This is a genomic window from Comamonas sp. Z3, assembly GCF_008121565.1.
GTDB classification, from domain to species: Bacteria; Pseudomonadota; Gammaproteobacteria; order Burkholderiales; family Burkholderiaceae_C; genus Comamonas; species Comamonas brasiliensis.
Map to the genome: position 1 here is coordinate 34,153 of NZ_VOQU01000011.1, position 23,203 is coordinate 57,355.

Annotated in this window: 19 protein-coding genes and 1 riboswitch; of the genes, 12 read left to right on the top strand and 7 right to left on the bottom strand. The window is 63.3% G+C overall.

The annotated features are described in order from the left end of the window. Positions 1–96: 96 nt before the first annotated feature. The 3 genes from FSY59_RS25645 (at position 97) to hpaI (ending at position 3,077) form a co-directional block, all read left to right on the top strand. A complete protein-coding gene (locus tag FSY59_RS25645) occupies positions 97–1,251 on the top strand; it encodes an exo-alpha-sialidase (RefSeq protein WP_148729934.1) in 1,155 nt (384 codons plus the stop codon). After that, positions 1,248–2,210 carry a D-isomer specific 2-hydroxyacid dehydrogenase family protein gene (locus tag FSY59_RS25650; RefSeq protein WP_148729935.1) on the top strand — a complete coding sequence of 321 codons (963 nt, stop codon included), beginning with the start codon at positions 1,248–1,250 and terminating at the stop codon, positions 2,208–2,210. Before FSY59_RS25645 ends, FSY59_RS25650 begins: the two co-directional genes overlap by 4 nt. 63 nt (positions 2,211–2,273) lie before the next feature. After that, positions 2,274–3,077 carry a 4-hydroxy-2-oxoheptanedioate aldolase gene (gene hpaI, locus FSY59_RS25655; protein WP_003052975.1) on the top strand — a complete coding sequence of 268 codons (804 nt, stop codon included), beginning with the start codon at positions 2,274–2,276 and terminating at the stop codon, positions 3,075–3,077. A 147-nt stretch (positions 3,078–3,224) separates the two neighbouring features. On the opposite strand, the gene FSY59_RS25660 is transcribed toward hpaI, so the two are convergent. The 3 genes from FSY59_RS25660 to FSY59_RS25670 all read right to left on the bottom strand — a co-directional run bounded on the left by FSY59_RS25660 (position 3,225) and on the right by FSY59_RS25670 (position 7,590). Beyond that, positions 3,225–5,831, bottom strand: a complete 2,607-nt coding sequence (locus FSY59_RS25660; RefSeq protein WP_003052973.1) for an EAL domain-containing protein — start codon at positions 5,829–5,831, stop codon at positions 3,225–3,227. A gap of 167 nt (positions 5,832–5,998) precedes the next feature. Then, positions 5,999–6,913, bottom strand: a complete 915-nt coding sequence (locus FSY59_RS25665) for an EamA family transporter (protein ID WP_148729936.1) — start codon at positions 6,911–6,913, stop codon at positions 5,999–6,001. Between the two features lie 122 nt (positions 6,914–7,035). Continuing rightward, the gene (locus tag FSY59_RS25670) at positions 7,036–7,590 is read right to left on the bottom strand and encodes a hypothetical protein (RefSeq protein WP_003052968.1); all 555 of its coding nucleotides are present in this window, start codon (positions 7,588–7,590) and stop codon (positions 7,036–7,038) included. A 94-nt stretch (positions 7,591–7,684) separates the two neighbouring features. Here FSY59_RS25670 and FSY59_RS25675 point away from each other — a divergent pair, with 94 nt between their 5' ends. Continuing rightward, complete coding sequence (locus tag FSY59_RS25675) at positions 7,685–8,038, top strand: hypothetical protein (protein ID WP_043004784.1); 354 nt, start codon at positions 7,685–7,687, stop codon at positions 8,036–8,038. A gap of 57 nt (positions 8,039–8,095) precedes the next feature. Here FSY59_RS25675 and pmbA read toward each other — a convergent pair whose 3' ends face one another. Next, on the bottom strand, positions 8,096–9,517 hold the full coding sequence (pmbA, locus tag FSY59_RS25680; RefSeq protein WP_003052964.1) for a metalloprotease PmbA: 1,422 nt from the start codon (positions 9,515–9,517) through the stop codon (positions 8,096–8,098). A 65-nt stretch (positions 9,518–9,582) separates the two neighbouring features. Between pmbA and yjgA the strand changes: the two genes are divergently transcribed. The 7 genes from yjgA to FSY59_RS25715 all read left to right on the top strand — a co-directional run bounded on the left by yjgA (position 9,583) and on the right by FSY59_RS25715 (position 17,811). Beyond that, positions 9,583–10,266 (top strand): ribosome biogenesis factor YjgA, encoded by a 684-nt coding sequence (yjgA, locus tag FSY59_RS25685; RefSeq protein WP_043374300.1) that lies wholly within the window; start codon positions 9,583–9,585, stop codon positions 10,264–10,266. Next, positions 10,259–10,870 (top strand): molybdopterin adenylyltransferase, encoded by a 612-nt coding sequence (gene mog, locus FSY59_RS25690; protein WP_148729937.1) that lies wholly within the window; start codon positions 10,259–10,261, stop codon positions 10,868–10,870. The genes yjgA and mog overlap by 8 nt, the downstream gene beginning before the upstream one ends. 362 nt (positions 10,871–11,232) lie before the next feature. Continuing rightward, on the top strand, positions 11,233–12,441 hold the full coding sequence (locus tag FSY59_RS25695) for an ABC transporter substrate-binding protein (protein WP_003069356.1): 1,209 nt from the start codon (positions 11,233–11,235) through the stop codon (positions 12,439–12,441). Between the two features lie 513 nt (positions 12,442–12,954). Beyond that, entirely contained in the window at positions 12,955–15,819 is a 2,865-nt protein-coding gene (locus tag FSY59_RS25700; RefSeq protein ID WP_255439769.1) for an ImpA family metalloprotease, read from the top strand. Between the two features lie 173 nt (positions 15,820–15,992). After that, positions 15,993–16,559: a hypothetical protein gene (locus FSY59_RS25705; RefSeq protein WP_003052955.1), complete on the top strand. Its 567-nt coding sequence runs from the start codon at positions 15,993–15,995 to the stop codon at positions 16,557–16,559. A 15-nt stretch (positions 16,560–16,574) separates the two neighbouring features. After that, positions 16,575–17,288 carry a DKNYY domain-containing protein gene (locus FSY59_RS25710; RefSeq protein WP_003052953.1) on the top strand — a complete coding sequence of 238 codons (714 nt, stop codon included), beginning with the start codon at positions 16,575–16,577 and terminating at the stop codon, positions 17,286–17,288. A 73-nt stretch (positions 17,289–17,361) separates the two neighbouring features. After that, positions 17,362–17,811 (top strand): hypothetical protein, encoded by a 450-nt coding sequence (locus FSY59_RS25715; RefSeq protein WP_003052951.1) that lies wholly within the window; start codon positions 17,362–17,364, stop codon positions 17,809–17,811. 118 nt (positions 17,812–17,929) lie between these two features. On the opposite strand, the gene thiC is transcribed toward FSY59_RS25715, so the two are convergent. After that, positions 17,930–19,864, bottom strand: a complete 1,935-nt coding sequence (gene thiC, locus FSY59_RS25720) for a phosphomethylpyrimidine synthase ThiC (RefSeq protein WP_148729938.1) — start codon at positions 19,862–19,864, stop codon at positions 17,930–17,932. A gap of 259 nt (positions 19,865–20,123) precedes the next feature. Continuing rightward, positions 20,124–20,241, bottom strand: a riboswitch (TPP riboswitch). 70 nt (positions 20,242–20,311) lie between these two features. Beyond that, complete coding sequence (locus tag FSY59_RS25725; RefSeq protein WP_050872165.1) at positions 20,312–20,983, bottom strand: nitroreductase; 672 nt, start codon at positions 20,981–20,983, stop codon at positions 20,312–20,314. Positions 20,984–21,167: 184 nt separating this feature from the next. Between FSY59_RS25725 and FSY59_RS25730 the strand changes: the two genes are divergently transcribed. Next, the gene (locus FSY59_RS25730; RefSeq protein WP_050872166.1) at positions 21,168–22,388 is read left to right on the top strand and encodes an ABC transporter substrate-binding protein; all 1,221 of its coding nucleotides are present in this window, start codon (positions 21,168–21,170) and stop codon (positions 22,386–22,388) included. A gap of 137 nt (positions 22,389–22,525) precedes the next feature. Here the strand turns inward: FSY59_RS25730 and FSY59_RS25735 are convergent, their stop codons facing one another. Continuing rightward, on the bottom strand, positions 22,526–23,185 hold the full coding sequence (locus FSY59_RS25735) for a nitroreductase (protein ID WP_043376703.1): 660 nt from the start codon (positions 23,183–23,185) through the stop codon (positions 22,526–22,528). Positions 23,186–23,203: the final 18 nt, after the last annotated feature.

The following is a 23,203-nucleotide window of genomic DNA, read 5'->3' on the forward strand; positions in this document are numbered from 1 at the left end:
GCGGCACTGGCTCTTTCCAGGTCCCCATTCGCAAGAGCGCGCCGCAAACAGAAACATTAAAGACAGCACAGTGTCATGACAAACCAAGGAAAACCAATGCTTGATGGATTGCTGCGCCCACATGCCGAAGACCCGGACCGCCTGGTGGCGGACCTGCCCTCGCCCTGTGTGCAGGCCCATGCCGCCAATCTGATGGTGCTGGACGACGGCACCCTGGGCTGCGTGTGGTTCGGCGGCTCCATGGAGGGCCGATCCGACATCTCGGTCTTCATGTCGCGCCTTGACCCCGGTGCCGCGCAGTGGTCCGAGCCCATCCAGCTCTCCCACGATGCCGAACGCTCGGAACAGAACCCCGTGCTGTTTCCCGCGCCGGGCGGCGAACTGTGGCTGCTGCACACGGCCCAGCAATCGGGGCACCAGAACACCTCGGTGGTGCGCCGGCGCCTGTCTCGCGACCAGGGCCTGAGCTGGGAGCCCACAGAGACGCTGGCCGATGCCCCTGCTGGCACCTTCGTGCGCCAACCCATCCATGTCCATACGGACGGCAGCTGGCTGCTGCCGGTCTTCCACTGCCGCGCCCAGCCGGGCCAGGCCTGGGACGGCAGCCACGACGACAGCGGCGTGCTGCGCTCGGCAGATCAGGGGCGCAGCTGGCAGCGCATTGCCGTGCCCGGCAGCCTGGGCTGCGTTCACATGAACATCGTGCAGGCTTCGGACGGCGGCCTGCTGGCGTTCTTTCGCAGCCGCTGGGCCGACCATGTCTACCGCAGCCGCAGCGAAGACGGCGGCCTGAGCTGGCAGGAGCCCGAGGCCACGGAGCTGCCGAACAACAACTCATCCATCCAGGCCTTGCGTCTGGCCGACGGGCGTCTGGCCATGATCTTCAACGCCAGCAGCGCCGCCGATGCCACGCAGCGGCGCGAGTCGCTGTATGACGAGCTGGGCGACAGCTCGGCAACACCAGCCAAGGCTGCAGCCGGCGAGCGCCGAGCATTCTGGGGCGCTCCGCGTGCGCCCATGACGCTGGCCCTGTCGGCCGACGACGGCCTGAGCTGGCCCTGGCAACGCAACCTCGAAGTGGGCGACGGCTGGTGCATGAGCAATGATTCCGAGCACGGCCGCAATCGCGAATACTCCTACCCCTCCATCCGCCAGAGCGCCGACGGCGCGCTGCATCTGGCCTATACCGTGTTCCGCCAGCATATCCGCCATGTGCGCGTGCAGCCGGACTGGGTGAGCGCACAAGCATGACCACAGACTCCATTCCCTTCAATGTTCTCGTCACCGCCGAGCACTGGGCACCCGAAGCCCAGGCCGTGGTGCAGCAAGCCGGCGGACAGATCCATTTCATGGCCGAACCCATCACGGCGGAAAGCCTGGCGCAGCGGCTGGCGCAGACCGGCGCCCAGGCCCTGGTGCTGCGCGGCTCCAAGCCTGTGAGCGCCGCCGTGCTGCGGGCGGCACCCGCCTTGCGCATCGTGGCCAAGAACGGGGCCGGCGTGGACAGCGTGGACATGGAGGCTGCGCGTACCCAAGGCGTGGCCGTGGCCGTGGCACAAGCGGCCAATGCCCCGGCCGTTGCCGAGCATGCACTGGCGCTGATGCTGGCGCTGGTGCGCCAGTTGCCTCAGCTGGACCAGCAGGTACGCGCCGGCGGCTGGGCCGGCAGCAACTGGCAGGGCCGCGACTTCCGCGGCTCCACGGTGGGCATCGTCGGCTACGGAGCCATCGGCCGCGCCACCGCGCAGCTGGCTGCGGCCCTGGGCGCCAAGGTGCTGGTGCTGCGCCCCGCAGGCCAGGCAGACGACTTTGACTGCGAACCCGATCTGCGCCGGCTGCTGCCCCGCGTGGACATACTGAGCCTGCACTGCCCGCTGACCGAGCAGACACGCGGCCTGATAGGCGCGAACGAACTGGCGCTGCTGCGCCCGGGCAGCCTGCTGATCAACACGGCACGCGGCCCCGTGGTCGACGAGGCCGCGCTGCTGGCGGCACTGGAAAGCGGCCATCTGGGTGGCGCCGGACTCGACACCTTCGACATCGAGCCGCTGCCCCAGGGCCATCCGCTGGCCCGGTTGCCGCAGGTGCTGCTGACGCCGCATGTGGCCGGCGTGACGCGCCAGGCGGCGCTGCGCGTGGCGACGCTGACCGCCGCCAATATCGTCGACCACCTGGCAGGCAGGCCACTGCCCGCCGGCCACCTGCTGTGAACCAGTGCCTCCTGCATCGCCGTGGCCCCATGCCACGCCATGAATAGTCAAACCGAGAAAAGCATGCCTGCATACAACCCGTTCAAGACCGCCCTCTGCGCCCGCCAGCCCCAGATCGGACTATGGCTGTCCATGGCCGACCCCTATCTGGCCGAAGCCGCCGCCACCACGGGCTATGACTGGCTGCTGATCGACGGCGAGCATGCGCCCAACGATCTGCGCAGCACCCTGGGCGCCCTGCAGGCAGCGGCCCCGCACCCGGCCCAGCCCGTGGTGCGCGTGGTGGAAGGCAGCACGGCCCTGATCAAGCAGATGCTGGACATCGGCGTCAAGACGCTGCTCGTGCCCATGGTGGACACGGCAGACCAGGCCCGGGCCATCGTGGCCGCCACGCAATACCCGCCCCTGGGCGTGCGCGGCGTCGGCAGTGCCGTGGGACGCGCCTCTCAATGGAGCAGCCGCGCCGACTATCTGAATGTGGCCGACGACGAGGTCTGCCTGCTGGTGCAGGCCGAGACCACCACAGCCCTGCAAAATCTCGAAGCCATCTGCGCCGTGGATGGCGTGCATGGCGTCTTCATAGGCCCGGCCGACCTGGCCGCCTCCATGGGCCACCGCGGCAACCCCGGCCACCCTGAAGTGCAGGCTGCCATCGAGGCGGCGATGCGGACCATCATTGCCAGCGGCAAGGCGGCAGGTACGCTGACCTCTGACCCCGCGCTGGCACAGCGTTACCTGGATCTGGGCTGCAGCTTTGTGGCCGTGGGCGTGGACCTGCTGATGTTCGTGAACGCCGCGCGCAGGCTGCGCAGCCAGTTTGCCGGCGCAACCGTCGCCGCTCCGGCTCGGCCTGGTGCGGCCTACTAAAGCCAGGTAACCGGCGCAGCAGCCTCGGCCGGGCCCGTACTGGCCTGCAGGCTGTGTTGTCGTCAATCATCAAGTCAGCCAGATGTGAGACTGCCAAGCCCCACATCCCAGCTGACGCGCCTCATGCACCTGCCAGCAGCGGCAAGTTCATGCGGCCATGGCACCGTAGGCCGTCTGCACCGGGGAGGCGGCGTTGGCAGCCAGCCAATGCTCGAACTCCTGCGGCGCCAGCGGCCTGGCGAACAGAAAGCCCTGTGCCACCGGATAGCCCTGCTCGCACAGCATCACGCTCTGCGTCGGCGTCTCCACGCCTTCGGCCACCACGGTCAGGTGCAGGCTCTTGCCGATGCCCAGGATGGCACTGCTCAGTGCCCGGGCCGCTTCGTCGTGCTCAAGATCGGCCACAAAGCTGCGATCGAGCTTGAGTTCGCTGACCGGCAGTCGGCGCAGATAGCTGAGGCTGGAATAGCCGGTGCCGAAATCGTCCATGGACAGACGCACGCCATGTGCATGCACCTCGTTGATGGTCTTCATGGTGCTGGGATTGGTGTCCAGCAGAATGCTTTCCGTCAGCTCCAGGGTCAGATCCTGCGGCACCAGGTCGTTGCGGTCCAGCGTGTCGGCGATCATCCGCGGCAGGTCCAGGTTGTGAAAACTCGATGGCGACAGATTGACCGACACCGCAGGGACTTCCAGCCCCTTGGCACGCCACTGCGACAGCTGGCGGCAGGCCTCCTCCAGCGCCCAGCTTCCCAGGTCGGCAATCAGCCCGCATTCTTCGGCCAGCGGGATAAAGCGGGCAGGCGAAATCTCGCCCAGCTCCGCATGGCTCCAGCGCGCCAGGGCCTCCACGCCATACAGACGGCCGGTGGCCATCTCGATCTGGGGCTGATAGTGCAGGCGCAGGCCACCGCTTTTGAGCGCCTTGCGCAGTGCAGTCTCCAAGGCCAGTCGCTCCTGCGCCAGACGGTTCATTTCGCTGCTGAAGAAGCAGAAACGGCCCCGCCCCTTGCTCTTGGCCTGGTACATGGCCATGTCGGCCCTGTGCACCAGGGTCTCCATATCCCGGCCATCCGAGGGGAACATGGCTATGCCGATGCTGGCGGAAATGGCCAGCGAGGTATCGGCAATGTTCAGGGGCTCGGCCAGCAGCTCCTGCAGGCGTTCGATGGTATTGGCCACATATTCCGCATCGCAGTGCGGCAGCACGGCCACGAATTCGTCGCCCGACAGGCGCCCGGCAATATCGGAGCTGCGCAGCACGCGCTGCAGTCGCGCCGCGACACTGCGCAGCAGTTCATCCCCCACAGGATGGCCCAGAGAGTCATTGACCTGCTTGAAGCGGTCCAGATCGATGAACAGCACGGCCAGCTGCGCATCGTGGGTCGCGGCCGAGGCAATCGCCTGATCGGCCTTGGCCTGCAGCAGGCTGCGGTTGGGCAATCCGGTCAGGCCGTCGTAGAAAGCCAGCTGGCGGATGCGTGCGCGCGACAGTTCGCGCTCCAGGGCCAGGGCACAAAGGTGGATGCAGGCATCCACGAGCTGCTGGTGAAACGCCGAGGCGCCGCCCGTCAGCGGCTCCCGGTAATAGAACGCGAAAGTGCCTATCGGCTTGCCCTCGCTGTTGCAGATAGGCGTGGACCAGCAGGCCTTGAACCCCAGCGGCAGGATCAGGTGCCTGAAATCAGCCCACAGCGGATCCTGCCCGATATCGTCCACCTGCACCGGCGCATTGAGCCATGCCGCGGTTCCGCAGGAGCCCACTTTCGGGCCTACGGCCAGTCCGTCGAGCAGCGCCGAATAAGACTGGGGCAGGCTTGGCCCGGCCAGAGGATGAAGCAGACCCTGGGCATCGACTTCGAGAATCGATGCCGTCACCTCGGGCGCGATTCTCTCGACTTCCAGGCACACCATCTCCAGCACCTCCACCAGTGGCCGCTCGCGCGCCATGGCTTCCAGCACGCGGTGCTGCAAGGCCTCGTGCATCTTGGAGCGGGTGATGTCGGTCAGCATGGACACCGTGTACTGCCAGCAACCGCCCGCGTCGAGGATGGGGTTGCTGATGACCTTGGCCCAGTAGCGCTGGCCGTGCTTGCCGACCACGATTTCCTCGCGCCCTACGGGCTGGCCGGCGCGCAAATCCGAACGGTAACGATCCACGAAAGTCTCGGACACCTGAGGCGCCAGCAGGGCAATCGGCGTGCGTCCCGCCACCTCCTCGGTGCGCCAGCCGAACATGCGCGTGAAGCCGCCGTTGACATGCACGATGCGCGAGTTTCCGTCGCTGATGACGACTGCCGTATCGGAGGCATCGGCCACCAGGGACAGGCGACGCAGATGCTCCTGCTGCGCCTGCTCCAGGGCACGCCGCTGGGTGACGTCGGTGGCGATCTTCAGGATATGCGCCACCCGCCCCTGGGCATCCATCACCGGTGAATAGGTCGCCTCCAGCCAGCAACTGCTGCCATCGCTGCGCAATCGCTCCACCACGCCGGAATAAGCATTGCCCGCGCACAGATGGGCCCAGATTTCCCGATATCTGGCACTACCTGCCAGTTGGGCAGAGCAAAAGCTGCGGTGCGCACGACCCAGACACTGCTCACGCGTCAGGCCCATGAGCTGCAGATAGTTGTCATTGGCGCGGCACAGCACCCCATCCAGGCCGAACTCGGCCATGGCCATGACCCGATCCAGAGCCTGCAACCGGGCCAGCTGCAGCTCTGGAGGCATCGCGCCAATATCTCCCTCACGCATCATTATTCCTTTGCATGTTCACATCCTGGGCCGGCTCGAATCCGGGATGGAAAGTCATGCTTTTATATGAATGCCAGCAATAATAATGACGAATACGAGATTCAATATTCGTGATTCAAGCCGAGTGATAAAAAAAACGGGATCGACAACAGTTCCTGACCTGCAACTCAACGCCGCCATCTGCCGCCAAACTGGTTGACCACCATGCCCAGCAGAACGCCCAGCGTACCCAGCCATTGCAGGCCGTTGGGCGACTCTCCCAGCAGCAGCATGGCCGAGAGCAAACCGATCACCGGCACCAGCAGGGACAAGGGGGCCACGGTGCTGGCGGCGTAGCGCTGCAGCAGCCGGGTCCACAGGCCATAGCCCAGCAAGGTGGACAGAAAGGCCAGATAGGCGATCACCCCCAGCTCGCTCCAGCCTATGGAGCCCAGCTGCGCAGCAACAGAATCCGTGCCATCCACCCAGACCGACAGCGCCAGCAGCGGCAGCATGGGGAAGGCGCTGGTCCAGACGATGAAGGACACAGGCTCATAAGAGCCTTGCCGGGCCGCCACGCGCGTCAGCAGATTCGAGCCGGCCCACATGGCCGCGGCGCCCACGGTCAACACAAAGCCGACCAGGGTCATATCCGATGCCCCCTCACCATGGGCGGCGCCGATCAGCAGCAGCCCTGCGAGAGCGATGAGCAAGCCCAGCCATTGCCAGCGCTGCGGCTTTTCCTGCAGGAACGCAGCCGCCAGCAGCATGGTGATGAAGGCCTGGGTTTGAAGCACCACGGATGCCATGCCGGCAGGCATGCCCAGCTTCATGCCGGTAAACAGCAGGCCGAACTGCCCTACCCCCTGAACCAGCCCGTAGGCGGCCAGCAAGCCCCAGGAAAGATTCTTGGGCGGGCGCACGAACAGCAGAAACGGCAACGATGCGGCGGCAAAGCGCAGCGCGCACAGCAGCAGCGGCGAGAGCTTGGCCAGCCCCCACTTCATGACCACGAAATTAAGACCCCAGACCACGATGACGATGATGGCGCTGAGCCAGTCCGGACGGCTCATGCCGGAGGTGGGCGAGGATGCAGAACTCATGACACTGACGACTGTTGTTGGATTTTCCCGATCAAGCCCCTAGTATGACTTGCCATCCGTCCAGCTGCCGACGTAGAGGGCAAATCGGACAAGCGTCCCGCCGCCAGCCGCAGGCAATGGCGTTACTTGAGCAGATAGCGATCCATCTTGATCGGCAGCATGAGCAAGGCCTTGAAGGCATACAGCACGATCAGGGTCCCGCTGAAGTCGCCCACAATCATCACCAGAAGCTGGTCCAGCTGGAAGCCATCCCCTCTGACGACGGACCAGGCCTGGTGCAGCAAGGCATTGCTCAGCCCGTAGATCACACTGAGCCACAGCAGGCGCTGCGGCGTGAGATGGCTGAGGGTGCGGCCGAGCCCCATCCATTTGCGGGCCGCGCAATAGGTGCCATAAGGGGCAAGCGTGGCCATGATGCCGCCCGCAAAGGCACGCAAGCCGTCATCGGGGAAGAAGTAAAAGTTGCAGACCAGCCATGACACGAGAAAAAGCCCGACCACGCCCGCTTCCGCAAAAAGCAGGGTACAAAGTAAACGCGCACCTGCAGGCAGGTAAATCCAGTTGACGCCTCTGACAAACTCCAGTTCGGAGAAAATCCACTGATTCAAGGCCAGCATCGCCAAGAACAGCAAAGCCGTGATTACCGCCACCGAAAATTGCGTCCAAATGTTCTTCATGCGCTGCCGCCGACCCTGTTCACTGTCTGCGCAGTATTATGAGTGCCGTTTACTCGCTCTTCATTAGCGGCACGTCGTCTGTTTTTGCCTTCTCATGTCAAAGTCCCTGTCTGCCGATATCTATTTACGCTTTCTGCACCTGGCAGCGACCATCCGCAACCTGCCGATGCTGCCTGCACTGGACCCGCTGGAAGAGCGCCTGCTGGAGCAGATTGCCAATGCCGGCACGCGCCAGGAGCGTCTTTGCGTCCGGGACCTGATGGCCCAGCGTGAACTGGGCTCTCCAGCCACGATTCACACCCGCCTGAAGTCCATGCGCCAAAAAGGCTGGATTTTGCTGGCCGATACCGAAGATGCCAGACGCAAGCAGATCGAGCTCAGCGCCGATGCGCACAAGCATTTCGAGAAGCTCTCGCACTGCATTGTTCAGGCAGCCGCCGAGAGCTGATGCAGACACAAAAAAAGCAGCCACCGGCTGCTTTTTTCATGGAGCGATCTGCGGCGATCAGCTGCCCGCCACCTTCATGCGATTGACAAGAATGGAGCCCACGGTCTTGGCACCGTAGTTATAGGCATCGGCTCCGATGGCCTCGATGCCCTTGAACATGTCCTTCATGTTGCCGGCAATCGTGATTTCGTCCACGGGGAAGGCTATCTCGCCGTTCTCCACCCAGAAACCGCTGGCACCGCGCGAATAGTCGCCGGTCACATAGTTCACGCCCTGGCCCATCAGCTCGACCACGAACAGACCCGTGCCCAGCTTCTTGAGCATGGCGTCCAGATCGTCGCCCGCCTTGGTGCGGCGCGAAGTCATGACCAGATTGTGCGAACCGCCGGCATTGCCCGTGGTCTTCATGCCCAGCTTGCGCGCCGAGTAGCTGGACAGGAAATAGCCTTCCACGCGGCCGGCATCCACCACCTTGCGGGCCTGAACGCGCACGCCTTCCTCGTCGAAGGGCGAGCTGCCCTTGCCACCCAGGACGAAGGGGTCTTCCTCGATATCGATGTGTTTGGGGAAGATGGGCTTGCCCATGGAGTCCAGCAAGAACGTGCTTTTGCGATACAGCGCGCTGCCGCTGACGGCCTGCACGAAGCTGCCCAGCAGGCCGGCGGCCAGGGGCGACTCGAACAGCACCGGGCATTCGATGGTCGGAATCTTGCGGCTGCCCAGACGGCTCAGCGTGCGCTCTGCGGCATAGCGGCCCACGGCCTCGGGCGAGGCCAGATCGGCCGCATTGCGCATGGAGCTGTACCAGTAGTCGCGCTGCATCTCGCCGTTCTTGCCGGGCAGCTTGGCGATGGGCGCCACCGACATGCTGTGGCGCGAGCTGGCGTAGCCGCCGCGAAAACCGTTGGTATGGGCCGTGAAGAAATGGCTTTGCTGGGCCGAGACGCCCGCACCCTCGCTGTTGCTCACACGGCGGTGGGTCTTGAAGGCGGCCTCCTCGCAGCGCAGCGCCATCTCGGCGGCCTGCTCGCTGGTAATGTCCCAGGGGTGGAACAGCTCCAGATCACGGTGCGTGCCGGGCAACGCGATATCGGCACTGTCGGGCAGGCGGGCAAACGGGTCTTCGGCCGTGAAGCGCGCGATGTCGTAGGCGGCCTGCACGGTCTGCTTGATGGCGACCTCGGAGAAGTCCGAGGTGCTGGCATTGCCCCGGCGCTGGCCCAGATAGACGGTCACGCCCAGCGACTTGTCGCGGTTGCGCTCCACGGTCTCCAGCTGGCCCTTGCGCACACTGACCGACAGGCCGCAGCCTTCGGAAGCCTCGGAGCCTGCGTCCGTCGCACCCAGCTTCTTGGCGTGGCTCAGGGCCTGGTCCACCAGGCCTTCAAAAAAGGCTTGGCTGAAGCTGAAACCGGCTTGCGGTGCGGATTGGGCCTGTGCACTGGAAGTGCTTGTATTGCTGGAGCGAGGTTTTTTCATAGCGGCGGATATGATAGCCGCCACTGCGGCGCCCTCTGCGCTGCCACCGATATTGCCCCCTTACCATGTCACGCAAACCCACCAAAGGCTATTTTGTTCGCGGAAAGTTCGTTGCCGAAGGCAGCGAGCTGGACCTTGAACTGAAGGCCGAACTCAAAGGCACTTACGACTCCACCAAGACCGACCTCAAGCGCGAAAGTGATGCGCTGCAGGATCTGGGCAAGGAGCTCATGACGCTGCGCAGCGACCTCTTCAAGCGCCTGCAGCTGTCCGACCAGCTGATCGACGCGCTGGCCGAGGCCAAGCGCATCACCAACTTCGAAGGCAAGCGCCGCCAGCTCCAGTATGTGGGCAAGCTCATGCGCAAGCTGACGCCTGAACAGGTCGCCGCGGTCAAGCAGGCACTGGACGAGCAGCGCAATGGCTCGGCCAGCGAAAAAATGTCGCTGCAGGTGGCCGAGCAATGGCGCGACCGCCTCATCGTCGAAGAAGCGGCCCTGTCCATCTGGCTGGAACATTTCCCCGGCTCCGACGTGCAACAACTGCGCTCGCTGATCCGCCAGTCGCGCAAGGACATCGAGAAAGCCAGGGAACAAGCCGCCGCAGCGGCCGCTGCTGCCGGCCCCGATGCCGAGCCCAAGGAAGTCAGCAAGGGCCGCGCCTACCGCGACCTGTTCCAGCTGGTGCGCGAGCAGCTGGCCAGCGCCGGCAAGGCCGATGCGGCTGCCGAGGACGACGGCGATGAGTGATGCGCCCGTATATCTTCACGATGCCGTGAAGATCGGCATTGTCTCCATCAGCGACCGCGCCAGCAGCGGCGTCTATGAAGACAAGGGCCTGCCCGCGCTGCAGGACTGGCTGTCCAGGGCGCTGAAGAATCCCGTAGCGTTCGAAGCGCGCCTGATTCCCGACGAGCAGGCCGGCATCAGCGCGGCCCTGATCGAGCTGGTAGATGCGGGCTGCAGCCTGGTGCTGACCACCGGCGGCACCGGCCCCGCGCTGCGCGATGTGACGCCCGAGGCCACCCTTGCCGTGGCCCACAAGGAAATGCCGGGCTTTGGCGAGCAGATGCGCCAGATCAGCCTGGCCTTTGTGCCCACCGCCATCCTCTCGCGCCAGGTGGCGGTGATACGCGGCAGCAGCCTGATCATCAATCTGCCGGGCCAGCCCAAGGCAATTGCCGAGACGCTGGAAGGACTCAAGGACGCCGACGGAAAATCCAAGGTCAACGGCATTTTTGCCGCCGTGCCCTATTGCATCGACCTGATCGGCGGCCCCTATCTCGAGACCCATGACGAGATCTGCAAGGCCTTCCGCCCCAAGACCGCGATTCGCGCGCCCCGCAAGGCATAGCCTGAAGCGCCGGGTGCAATCCCTGCCAAAACATCTACCAAAGCAGCCTACGGGCTGCTTTTTTCATGGCGCCGGCGCGGCATCCGTGCCGGCGGTATCTCGCTGCAACCGCTATCAGAATAAAAGCGCTCTGCGCTTTTCATTCATTGATTTCAGCAATAAAACCATCTGAAATCTATTAAATGTAAGCGATATAAGCTATCAAAATAGGTATATCCCTTGGGATTTCCCGCAAGTGCTTGCCCCGATGCCAGACGCATGGGCCACCCCTAGCATGTTTGCTGCGATGCAGCGACGGCGGCCACCCGCCGACCGGACGCTGCACGCTCTCTCCACATTTCTCATAATTTTCAGGAGACTCCATGCATCGCTTGTCCCAGTCTGCGCCCACTGCTTCCCTGCTGGCTCTCGCCCTGACGGCGGCCTTCGCGGCTCCCGCCATGGCACAGGAAAAAGTCAAGATCGGCTTCATCACCGACATGTCCAGCCTTTATGCCGATGTGGAAGGCAAGAACGGTGCCGTTGCCATACAGATGGCAATTGACGACTTTGGCGGCAAGGTGCTGGGCAAGCCCATCGAGCTGCTCACGGCCGACCACCAGAACAAGGCCGATATCGCGGCCAGCAAGGCCCGCGAATGGATAGACACCCAGGGCATCAGCCTGGTGTTCGGCGGCACCAACTCCGCCACCGCCCTGGCCATGGCCAAGGTCGCGCAGGAGAAAAAGCGCGTCTTTATCGACAATGGCGCGGGCAGCTCGGCCCTGACCAATGAACAGTGCAGCCCCTATACCGTGCACTACGCCTTCGATACCGTGGCCCTGGCCAAGGGCACGGGCGGCGCCGTGGTGGACACGGGCGGCAAGAGCTGGTTCTTTGTGACGGCCGACTATGCCTTCGGCCACGCCCTGGAAGCCGACACCAGCAAGATCATCGAAGCGCGCGGCGGCAAGGTGCTGGGCTCGGTCAAGACGCCACTCAACGCCAGCGACTTCTCCAGCTTCATGCTGCAGGCCCAGAACAGCAAGGCGCAGATTCTCGGCCTGGCCAATGCCGGCGGAGACACCATCAACTCCATCAAGGCGGCCAAGGAGTTCGGCGTCACCAAGAACATGAAGCTGGCCGGCCTGCTCGTCTTCTTCAGCGACATCCACAGCCTGGGCCTGAAGAACACCGAAGGCATGCAGTTCACCGCCCCCTGGTACTGGGACATGAACGACGGCTCGCGCAAGTTTGCCGACGCCTTCATGGCCAAGACCCAGCGTCGCCCCAGCGAGATCCAGGCCGCCGACTACTCGGCCACCATGAACTACCTCAAGGCCGTGGAAAAAGCCGGCACGCTGGATGCCGACAAGGTCATGGCCACCTTGAAGAGCACCAAGATCGACGACTTCTTCGGACAGGGCTATATCCGCGAAGATGGCCGCTATGTGCACGATATGTACCTGATGCAGGTCAAGTCGCCGGCAGAGTCCAAGGGCACCTGGGACTATTACAAGATCATCAAGAAGCTGCCGGCCGAGCAGATCTGGACCACCAAGGCCGAAAGCAAATGCCAGTACTGGCGATAAAGCGGATTAGCATGGACCGAAAAAACATGGGAGCTCAGGCTCCCATGTTTTTTACTGCCTTGAGCAGTGCGAATAGCAAGCCAGGGCTGCGCCGCCTGAAAACTCCGCCGCTGAAATCAATGCGCCAAAAATACCAAATCAATGAATAAGTCACATATTTAAAACATAAATTACAAAATAAAACATTGAAACGTTCATCGAATTATTTTGCTATCAACTTAAAAGCATCAATCCTTTTTCAGTCATGCTTTTCAATCAATTTTCAACAAAAAATATCCTGCATCACCCAGGACTTATCGGTTATTAACAAAACACCTGGATGCAGCCTATTACGCTATTGGCATTTGTGCTGAGTCAATAACTGGTTACCACGCCATGTTTCGGGTTGGACAGTCTCGTTGGGCCATGGTCAATAGAGCTCGCAGACAAGGCTACACTGCGCCGCGCCTTATCGGCTTTACGCCTGTTTCACTACCTAAAAACAGGTAGTTTCTTTGACCGTAGCAGCGCAGCATGACTGCGAGTTACGGCGCCCTGACTTCCAAACTCATGTTTCCACGCTGGACTCTGACTCTCCTGGCAAGCCTTGCCCTGACCGCCTGCGGCGGCGGTGGCTCTGGCGACTCCTCCCCCTCCACGCCTCCTGGCACCGAAACCCCTGTGCAGCCCGGCACTCCCGGCGTAACGCCTCCCGAGGTCGCACCTCCGGAAGTGGATCCGCCTGCGGTGCTGCCGCCGGTCACCGAGCCGCCGACCAGCAGCCGCATAGAACAGGCCTTGCTTGCCGGCAACAGCCGCCTGCTGCAGGCAGAAGACCAGACGGAGCTGCTGCAATCGGCCACGCAGTTGATCCAGCAAACCCGGGTGCAGCAGCAAAGACTGCTCGCCCAGTTGCTGGATGACAGCACTGCCGCGGCCCTGGACTTCGGCAACAACAGCCAGCGCGTCAGCCCCTTGCTGTCGACCAGCGCCAGCCCGCTGCTGGTGGCCAACAACGGCAATGTGCTGGCCAGCATGGCAACGTCCCAGAATGGCCGCGCCCTGGCCTATGGCAAAGACCTGATGGGACAGCTCGCCACGGCCTCGGGCGCCAATCAGGCGCAGTTGCCCCTGTTCAAGCGCAGCTTCACCTGGCTTGCCACCGGCAAGGCGCAAGGTCCGCTGCCGACCACGCTGCGCATGGCCGCGCAGAATTACAGCCAGGCCTCGGTCACGAATCTGGTCGCCCGCCTCGGTAGCAAGGCCGAGATGGTGAGCTGCGCCATCACCGACCCCGCCAACAACTGCTGGGAAAGCATCGATGTCTTTGTCTTCGGCCAGGACACGCCGTTCTCGGCATCGCTGAGCAACCAGGTCAGCCGCTACCTGCAGGCCGGCAAGGGCGTGATCTATCTGCACAGCAACTGGGGGGACTCGGCCGGCGGCCGACAGGTGCTTCAGGCCATGGGCATGGAGCTGGGCGGCTACGCCGGCAATTACTGGGCGCCCGCCGACGGCTACCAGATCGGCGGCAGGACCGCTGCCCAGCAGCGCCAGGCGGCCGACAGACTGGGGGCGCATGAGTCCGCGCTCGCAGCGCTGAAAAACGGCAGCAGTGCCGACTTCTCCGCAGACACCAGCCTGATCGGCGCTCTCGACGGCATCCGCAACGATCTGCTCGGCCAGGAAGGCCAGGGCATCAACCTGTTTGCCGACAACTACTATCTCAAGCCCTATATGGCGGCGCATCGCCGCCTGGTGCTCTGGGCCGATCTGGCACGCCAGCAGGTGGACTATGCGCAGGTGCGGCGCTCCGATGCCAGCACCTTTTTCCGCACCATGGCGGCCGACACGCTGAGCTATGCCGTGCGCGAGCATGAAAGCACGCCGCTGAATTTTGCCGACTGGATGCCAAAGGCCTCGGCCAGCCTGGCCACCAGCGACAGCTGGGAAACCATCGAGGTCACCATTGCCCAGACCGATGGCCGCACGGCCATCGGCCGCGGCGCCGTGCCGGGCAAGACCGTGCAGGTGCAGATCGTGGATGCCGCGGATGCGGCACTGGCGCTGCGGGTGGGCAATATCCGCACGCGCGGCAATCCTCTGGCGCAGGAAAACTACACCAGACCACGCTTTCCGGATGGGCACCAGGCCCGCCTGAGCCCGGGCCAGACGCTGAGCTACAGCACGGCCTGGGGCGGTCCGCTGTTTCTCAACTACTCGGGAGCCAAGGCCGGCAGCGTGGTCAAGCTGCGCGTGCGCGGCAGCGTCAAATACGCGCATTTCGACTTCACGCGCAATCCCGGCGCACAGGAGATCGACGAGGCCGTGCAGGCACTGCAACGCGGCGACTTTGGCTGGCAGACCTCCAAGATGGTGGGGGGCGAGGTACAGCAGACCATTGGCTACGCCCGAAGCGCCATCGGCAGCCACCATCCGCGCACCTATGTCGTGGAGCGCCTCAAGGGCATGATCTTCGACAGCAACCACCTGGCCAACGGCTACAACAATATGAGTGCCAGCGCCAATGTGAACAACGTCTGCGCCACGCTGGGCTGGGATTGCCGCGGCAGCATCCAGCGCGCCCCCGGCGTGCAGCATTTTGTCGGCTGGCTGGCGGCCTGCGGCTTTCTGTGCTCGGGCAATCCTTCGGACGGCGCCGCCGGCCTTGCCCCCGGATGGGGCTGGTGGCATGAGCTGGGCCACAACACCGTGATGCGCCATATGACGCTGCTGACCACCGACGGCGGCGGCTGCCCCGTGGAATGCGACAACAACATCCTGGCCAACGCCAGTGCCCTGCGCCAGTACGCCATCACCAACGGTGCCGAGAACAACAGCGGCGAGCGCATCGACCATAAGAAGCTCTACCTGGACATCCAGGCGGCACGCGCCACGGGCAAGACCGGCGATGCTCTGCAAGCCGATATGTTCCAGCGCTTCTGGACCAAGGCCAACAAGTCCGACAACGCCATGCGTGCCGTGCACTTCCAGCTGGCCTTCATCTACACCCGGGAACGCCTGGGCCAGGCCCAGCCTCAGCCTGCGGATGTGATCGACTTCCTGGGCCTGCTGGGTCGCGGCGAGCGCCTGATCTATGACAATGCCTACTGGAGCGCCAACAAGAACGCACTGGGCATGAAAGACTATGCCAGCCGGGACATCAGCAACCATGAGCTGCTGTATGTGCTGTCCAGCCGCATCATCGGCCGCGACATGCGCCAGGTCTTTGCCCATTACGGCATTCCTCTGAGTCCGGTCGCTCTGAGTTCGATCGCCGCTCATGGCATGCCCCTGCTCGCTCCCGAGTTCTACGCCATGGTGCCCGGCAAGGGCAACCAGCTGGAGCTGGGCCGCTGGGTGGATCTGACGGGGGGCGTTCCCAGCTACCCTTTCTAAGCCAAACGCCGCAGACCCTGCAGCATCGCCCAGCAAAAAAGGCAGGCCTTGCGGCTTGCCTTTTTCATTTGGATAGCCAGTTGGCGCAGACTGGTGCCCGTCGCCGGGCAATCTGCGCTTCCGAGACCGGAAGAGGATTGTGCGCCGGACTCGATACATTCGCCTGAGCCAAGATGCAACTGATCGATCAATACCTTCCCGCCTTCCAGTTCCAGGAGCGCCATACCCTCATCTCGGACCTGCCACCCAAAATATTGCTGGATGCGGTCATGCTCCCCGGCACCACGCAAGACCCATGGGCCAAGGGATTTATCCGGCTGCGCGAGCTGCCCGATCGTCTGCTTGGCACGCTGGGGGCAAGAAGCGGACTGAGCCAGCGCCCGGCTTTCGGCCTTGAAGACTTCATGCCCCTGGGTCGCGACGCGGATCGAGAGCTGGCCTTCGGTCTCCTGGGACGGTTCTGGCAGCGCGACTACGGCCTGGTCCGGCTGCAGGAACCTGAAGCGCAGTTTGCCCGCTACACCGAGGCCAACCTGGCCAAGCTGGTGCTCAACTTCAGCACGGAACCGACGCCCGAAGGCCAGACGAAGCTGGTGACGCAAACCCGCGTGCATTGCACCGATGGCAGCGCCCTGCGCAGCTTCACCCCCTACTGGTGGTTGATCCGACCGGTCAGCGGTTTGATCCGGCGGCGCCTGCTCACCCGAATCCACAGGGTCGCAGGATCTCTCCATGAATAAGCACAGGCCGCAACAATGAGCTGGAAAAAACTGGCCGATCTGCCCGGGCAGAAAGTGATTGGCACTTACGGCAGCGAGCTCTGGTCCTTGCGGGCGGCCAAAGTCTGGCATCAGGGACGCAAGCTGGCGACCGCCGACGCGGCGAGCTTCGAGATTTCTGTAAATCAGCAATTCATTGCCAGAGATGCCTGCAGCATCTTCCACGCCTGGAGCCGGCTGCCGAATATCGACCGGAACAGCTTTCGCCAGCTGGGCACGTATTGGCTGGACCGCAGCAGTATCTATTTCGAGTACGAAACCTCGCTCAAGCCGCTTGCGGGTAGCGACCCTCTGACTTTTCGCGACCTGGGCGGCGGCTATGGATCCGATGCCCAGGCAGCGTGGTACTGGGGCAGAAGAATGAAAAACTGTATCCGCAGCCGCCATCTGCAGGTGATGCCGGACAATGATCTCTATGCCAGCGACGGCGAGCAAATCTATTGCGACGGCAAGCCTCTGCGTGGCGCCAATCCTTTGCGCTGGCGGATTCTGAACTCCGGATTCTCCGGCGACGACCAGGCCATCTACTACCTGGAGCGCAAGCTGCCGCGTGCGGATCCGCCCTCCTGGCAGCATATTCATGGCGCATGGTCCAGAGACAGAAAGCATGTCTTCCATATGCATCTGATCGAGAAGAATGCCGTGCCGCAGTGCCCGGACCCGGCCTGTGCACCAAGCTGCAGCCGATAAGATCCCGCCCAGCGCGAAAGGCAATGTCCCGGATGCAGGGGATTGCCTTGCAGCCCACATACAAGGAGAGACGATGAAGTACGACGACGCGTCCTGGCACTACGGCGGGGATTTTCCGGCCGATCTTCCGCAGGCCGCGGGCGCCACGCATATCGGCATGTTTCTGGCCTGGCTGATCCGCAACGACTACGCCAGCCAGGAGCTGATCGAAGAAGCCGAAGAGGAGATCGAGCTGCTGAAGAGCGAGAAGTTGAGCGGCGCCCAATTCCTGCTGCGCGTGCTCGACGAGAAGTTCACGAACCAGGAGCTGAACGAGGAAGGCAATGCCTTTACCGTGGCCTATTACCGAGGCGAGGACCACGACAGCAGGTTTGTGGATGATTATTTCGAGGAGTTCGGTGTCGACGGACAGACCATGTATGGTGTGAGCGACGACTGGGAGCAGTTCCACCGGATTGCGCCGAAGATCAATGCCCGATACCAAGCCTGGGTTGCAGCTGGTCGCCCCGAATACCTGATCTGACCGTCAGGCTCGGCCAAGCCTCACTCGCCCCAAAAAAGCGCAGCCAGGGACTGCGCTTTTCATTGGATAGCTGCCAGCGCTTGATGACCAGGCGCTGCAGCCCTGCGGCCATCTCAGATCAACGCGCCGTGGTGTCCGATGCGATGGGAATATAGAAATCCCCGCCCGCCTTGTTGAACTCCTGGGCCTTGGCCTTCATGCCCGCGGCAATGCTGTGCTCGGCGCTCATGCCCTGCTGCTTGGCAAAGTCGCGCACCTCCTGGGTGATCTTCATGGAGCAGAACTTGGGTCCGCACATGGAGCAGAAATGGGCCACCTTGGCGCTGTCCTTGGGCAGGGTCTCATCGTGGTAGGCCTGCGCCGTGTCAGGGTCCAGGCCCAGGTTGAACTGGTCCTGCCAGCGGAAGTCGAAACGCGCCTGTGAGAGTGCATCGTCACGCGAGCGCGCGCCCGGATGGCCCTTGGCAACGTCGGCAGCGTGGGCCGCGATCTTGTACGCGATGATGCCCTGCTTGACGTCGTCGCGGTCAGGCAGCCCCAGATGCTCCTTGGGCGTGACATAGCACAGCATGGCCGTGCCGAACCAGCCGATCATGGCCGCGCCGATGGCCGAAGCAATATGGTCATAGCCGGGAGCGATGTCGATGGTCAGCGGGCCCAGGGTGTAGAACGGTGCCTCGTGGCAGTGCTTGAGCTGCTCGGTCATGTTCTGCTGGATCATGTGCATGGGCACATGGCCGGGGCCTTCGATCATGGTCTGCACATCGTGCTTCCAGGCGATCTGCGTCAGCTCGCCCAGCGTGGCCAGTTCGGCAAACTGGGCATCGTCATTGGCATCGCTGGCGCAGCCGGGGCGCAGGCCGTCGCCCAGCGAGAAGCTCACGTCGTACTGCTTCATGATGTCGCAGATGTCTTCGAAGTGCTCGTAGAGGAAGCTCTCGCGATGGTGGGCCATGCACCACTTGGCCATGATGGAGCCACCGCGCGAGACAATGCCGGTGCGGCGCTGGGCCGTGAGGTGGATATAGGCCAGGCGCACGCCGGCGTGGATGGTGAAGTAGTCCACGCCCTGCTCGGCCTGCTCGACCAGGGTGTCGCGGAAGATCTCCCAGGTCAGGTCTTCGGCAATGCCGCCGACCTTCTCGAGCGCCTGATAGATGGGCACGGTGCCGATGGGCACGGGCGAGTTGCGCACGATCCAGTCGCGCGTGGTGTGGATGTTCCTGCCGGTGGACAGATCCATGACATTGTCCGCGCCCCAGCGAATGGCCCAGACCAGCTTTTCCACCTCTTCCTCGATGCTGGAAGTCACGGCCGAGTTACCGATGTTGGCGTTGATCTTGACCTTGAAATTGCGGCCGATCGCCATGGGCTCGATTTCAGGGTGGTTGATATTGGCCGGAATGATGGCGCGGCCGCGCGCCACCTCGTCGCGCACGAATTCGGGCGTGATGATCTTGGGAATGCTGGCGCCCAGGCTGTTGCCGGCCAGACGCAGCTCGCGCGCCGCGTCCTGCTGGTACTGCGCCATCCATTCGCGGCGGCCGTTCTCGCGCAGGGCCACATACTCCATCTCGGGCGTAATGATGCCGCGCTTGGCATAGTGCATCTGAGTCACGTTCTGGCCGGATTTGGCTCGACGCGGCTGGCGCTGCAGCGCGGCCGCCTCGGCACGCAGCTGGGCCACGCGCGCATCTTCCTCGCCGCGCTTGCCGCCGTCGTCCAGCGCCACGCGCTGGCGACCCACGTAGTACTCGCTATCGCCGCGCGCTTCGATCCAGGCCGCACGCACGCTGGGCAGACCCTGGCGCACGTCGATCTGCACGGCGGGGTCGGTATAGGGGCCCGAGGTGTCGTAGACGCTGACCTGCTCTCCATTGGTGAGCGCAATGTCGCGCACCGGCACACACAGCTGGGGGTGCAGTGCACCGCTCAGATAGCTCTTGGTCGATGCCGGAAATGGCTGGCGCGACTGGGCCAGCAACTCGGTAAAACGGGCGGCATCGGGGGCATGGCCTGCAGCAGGCGTAAAGATGGAATCAGGGGCGTTCATCGCAGTCTCCTCAAAGCGGTTGAAATGCATCAAACGCTCCGTGGAGTGCGGCCCCGTTCTGATCTTGCCCGGCACCGGCCTTGCCCGCTATGGGGTATCCGGCCTGTGCCGCCGAAATTCTGTCATTTCGGCCTGGTTCTTCACGCACCGGCTGCCCAGAAAAGACAAAACCCCAGTGCGCGAGGCGCCTGGGGTTTGCTGTGCCCATGGTTTTCAGGGCTGGCACTGGTGCCGGCTGTCCTGTCCATCCATCGGCCCTGCGTCAGGGTCCCGCTCTTCTTCCGCCGGTATGAACCGGATCAAGTTCGTCGGGTTCGCCTGTACTGTTTTCACAGTGACTGGCATCTCAGCGCTTTCGCACACCCCGGAGCTGCATGCAGTATAGGCTGCTTTTGCCGCATGTTGCACATGCATTGCAGCGGTTTAACTCTCCTGACTCTCAGGTGCCTAATCCGCAGCCTCGTCCAGCCCTTTCAGCGCCAGCCATTCATGGCTGGCCGCACGGCTTGAGCGCCACTGGTTGATGGGAGCGCTGACGTCCTCGTAGCCCAGGGCGATGCCGAAGGCAATCTGGTAGCCCTCTGGCAAGGCCAGCTGCTCGATCAGCATATCGTTGTACATGCGCCAAAAGCCCTGGGCGCAGGTGGCCAGGCCATGCTCCACGGCCAGCAGCATGAAGGACTGCAGGTAAATGCCCAGATCCACCCATTGCGCATAGCCCATGCGCTCTTCCACGGCCACAAAAATGCCTACGGGCGCACCGAACATCTGGCCGTTCTTGGCCAGTTGGGCCAGGCGTGCGGCCTTGTCCTCGCGGCCGATACTGAGTGAGCGGTACAGATCCTCGCCATTTTCAAAACGGCGGCTGCGATAGGGCTCCCACAGTCCGGGCGGGTAGGAGAGGCCGGGACGCGCAACCGCCTCTGTCTCTCTGGCCCTGACACATAGATCCTCGAGCGCCTGCCCGCCCACGGCGGTCACACGCCAGGGCTGCATATTGCCGCCGGACGCGGCCTGCGCCGCAGTCTCCAGCAAGTCCCGCACCGTGGCTGCAGCCACGTTCTGGGGCAGAAAAGCGCGTACCGAGCGGCGCTGCTGCAAGGCTTGACGAATATCCATCTCTTGTTCTTTCCAAAATTGCTGCACTGCAGTGTAGAAGCTTGCGGCATTTTCCCGAGTCTCGCCGGATACCTTGCCGCAGCCGCCCCGGTGCTTGCCCTGATGGCGCGGCCTGCATCAGCTGCGACCATGCTGGCTGCCCGTCGCAGTGACCGGGTACCCACCATCTCAGGAGATGACTCTGATGAAGCCTCGCTCTGTTTGCTCCGCTACCGCTTTCTCCCCCAGAACATTGACGCTGGCATTGGGCTGCCTGCTGGCCGCTGCAGGCGCCCAGGCGCAGGACAAGATTCGCATCGGCTTCATCACCGATATGTCGGGCCTCTACTCCGATGTGGACGGCAAGGGCGGTGCTCTGGCTGTGCAGATGGCCGTGGACGACTTCGGCGGCAAGCTGCTGGGCAAGCCCATCGAGGTGCTGACGGCCGACCACCAGAACAAGGCCGATATCGCGGCCAGCAAGGCGCGCGAGTGGTTTGACACCCAGGGCATGAGCATGCTGATCGGGGGTACCACTTCCAGCGCCGGTCTGGCCATGGGCAAGGTGGCCGACGAAAAGAAAAAGGTCTACATCATCAACGGAGCCGGCACCTCGGCACTGACCAACGAGCAGTGCAGCCCCTATTTTGTGCACTATGCCTATGACACCGTGGCACTGGCCAAGGGCACGGGCAAGGCCGTGGTGGAACTGGGCGGCAAGAACTGGTTCTTTCTGACGGCGGACTATGCCTTTGGCCAGGCCCTGGAAGCCGACACCACGCGCGTCATCAATGCCACCGGCGGCAAGGTGCTGGGCAATGTAAAGCACCCGCTGAACACGGCTGACTTCTCCTCCTTTCTGCTGCAGGCCCAGAACTCCAAGGCCCAGATCCTGGGCCTGGCCAATGCCGGCGGCGACACCATCAATGCCATCAAGTCGGCTCGCGAGTTTGGCCTGACCAAGACCATGAAGCTGGCCGGCCTGCTGCTGTTCAGCTCCGACGTCCACAGTCTGGGCCTCAAGGCCACGGAAGGCCTGATGTTCACCGACAGCTGGTATTGGGACCTGAACCCAGAAAGCCGCAAGTTCTCGGATCGTTTCTTTGCCAAATTCAAGAAGATGCCCACTTCACTGCAGGCCGCCAACTACTCGGCCGCCATGCAGTATCTGAAACTGGCCGAGAAGCTGGGCACGACGGATGCCGACAAGATCATGGCCGGCTTCAAGGCCACGCCACTGTCGGACTTCTATGCCAAGGGCGTGATTCGCCCCGATGGCCGCTATGCCCACGATATGTATCTGCTGCAGGTCAAGGCGCCGGCCGAATCGAAGAAGGCCTGGGATTACTTCAAGGTGCTCAAGACCCTGCCCGGCGACCAGGTCTTCACCACCAAGGAAGAGAGCAAGTGCGCGCTGTGGAAGTGAGTCGCCGCCATTGAGCAAGCAGCCGGGCTGCCTGCATGGAGCCCGGCCTCATGGCTTGCGCTTCATCGGCGGCCCGGCCTTCCTGCCGCATAGGCAGAAGCATCAAGCGCCCGCCTGCACCGGCATCGAGACAAGGCTTATTCGAACCCGCGCAGCTCGCACCAGTCCTCGGGCGCAGCCCTGGTGGAGCGCCACTGGTTGACGGGCGCGGCGCTGTCTTCATAACCCAGTGCCAAGCCAAAGGCAATCTGGTAGCCCGGCGGCAGCGCCAGGTTCCGGCTCACAAAAGTGCTGTAACTGCGCCAGAAGCCCTGGGCACAGGTGGCCAGGCCCTTGTCGGCGGCCAGCAGCATCAGAGATTGCAGATAAATCCCCAGATCCACCCACTGCGCATGCAGCATGCGTTTCTCAACAGCCACGAATACGCCGACCGGCGCACCAAACATCTGGGCGTTGCTGGCCAGCTGCCGCAGCCGCCCAATCCTGTCCTCGCGCCCCATGCCCAATGAGCGATAGAGGTCCTCGCCATTGTCGAAGCGGCGGCTGCGATAGGGCTCCCAGAGCTGAGCCGGATAGACCAGGGCCGCATCGGAGTCAGGGGTCGCCTCGGACATGGCCTGGCGCAATGCCTGCAGACTTGTGCCCGTCAGTGCCATCACGCGCCAGGGCTGGAGATTGCCGCCGGAAGCCGCCAGCCCGGCCTGCACCAGCAACTCCCTGACCTGGGCCGCTCCCACCGCTCTGGACAAAAAGGCACGTACCGAATGACGCTGTCGCAGGGCCTGTTCCACATTCATCATTGCTCGCCTTGGGTT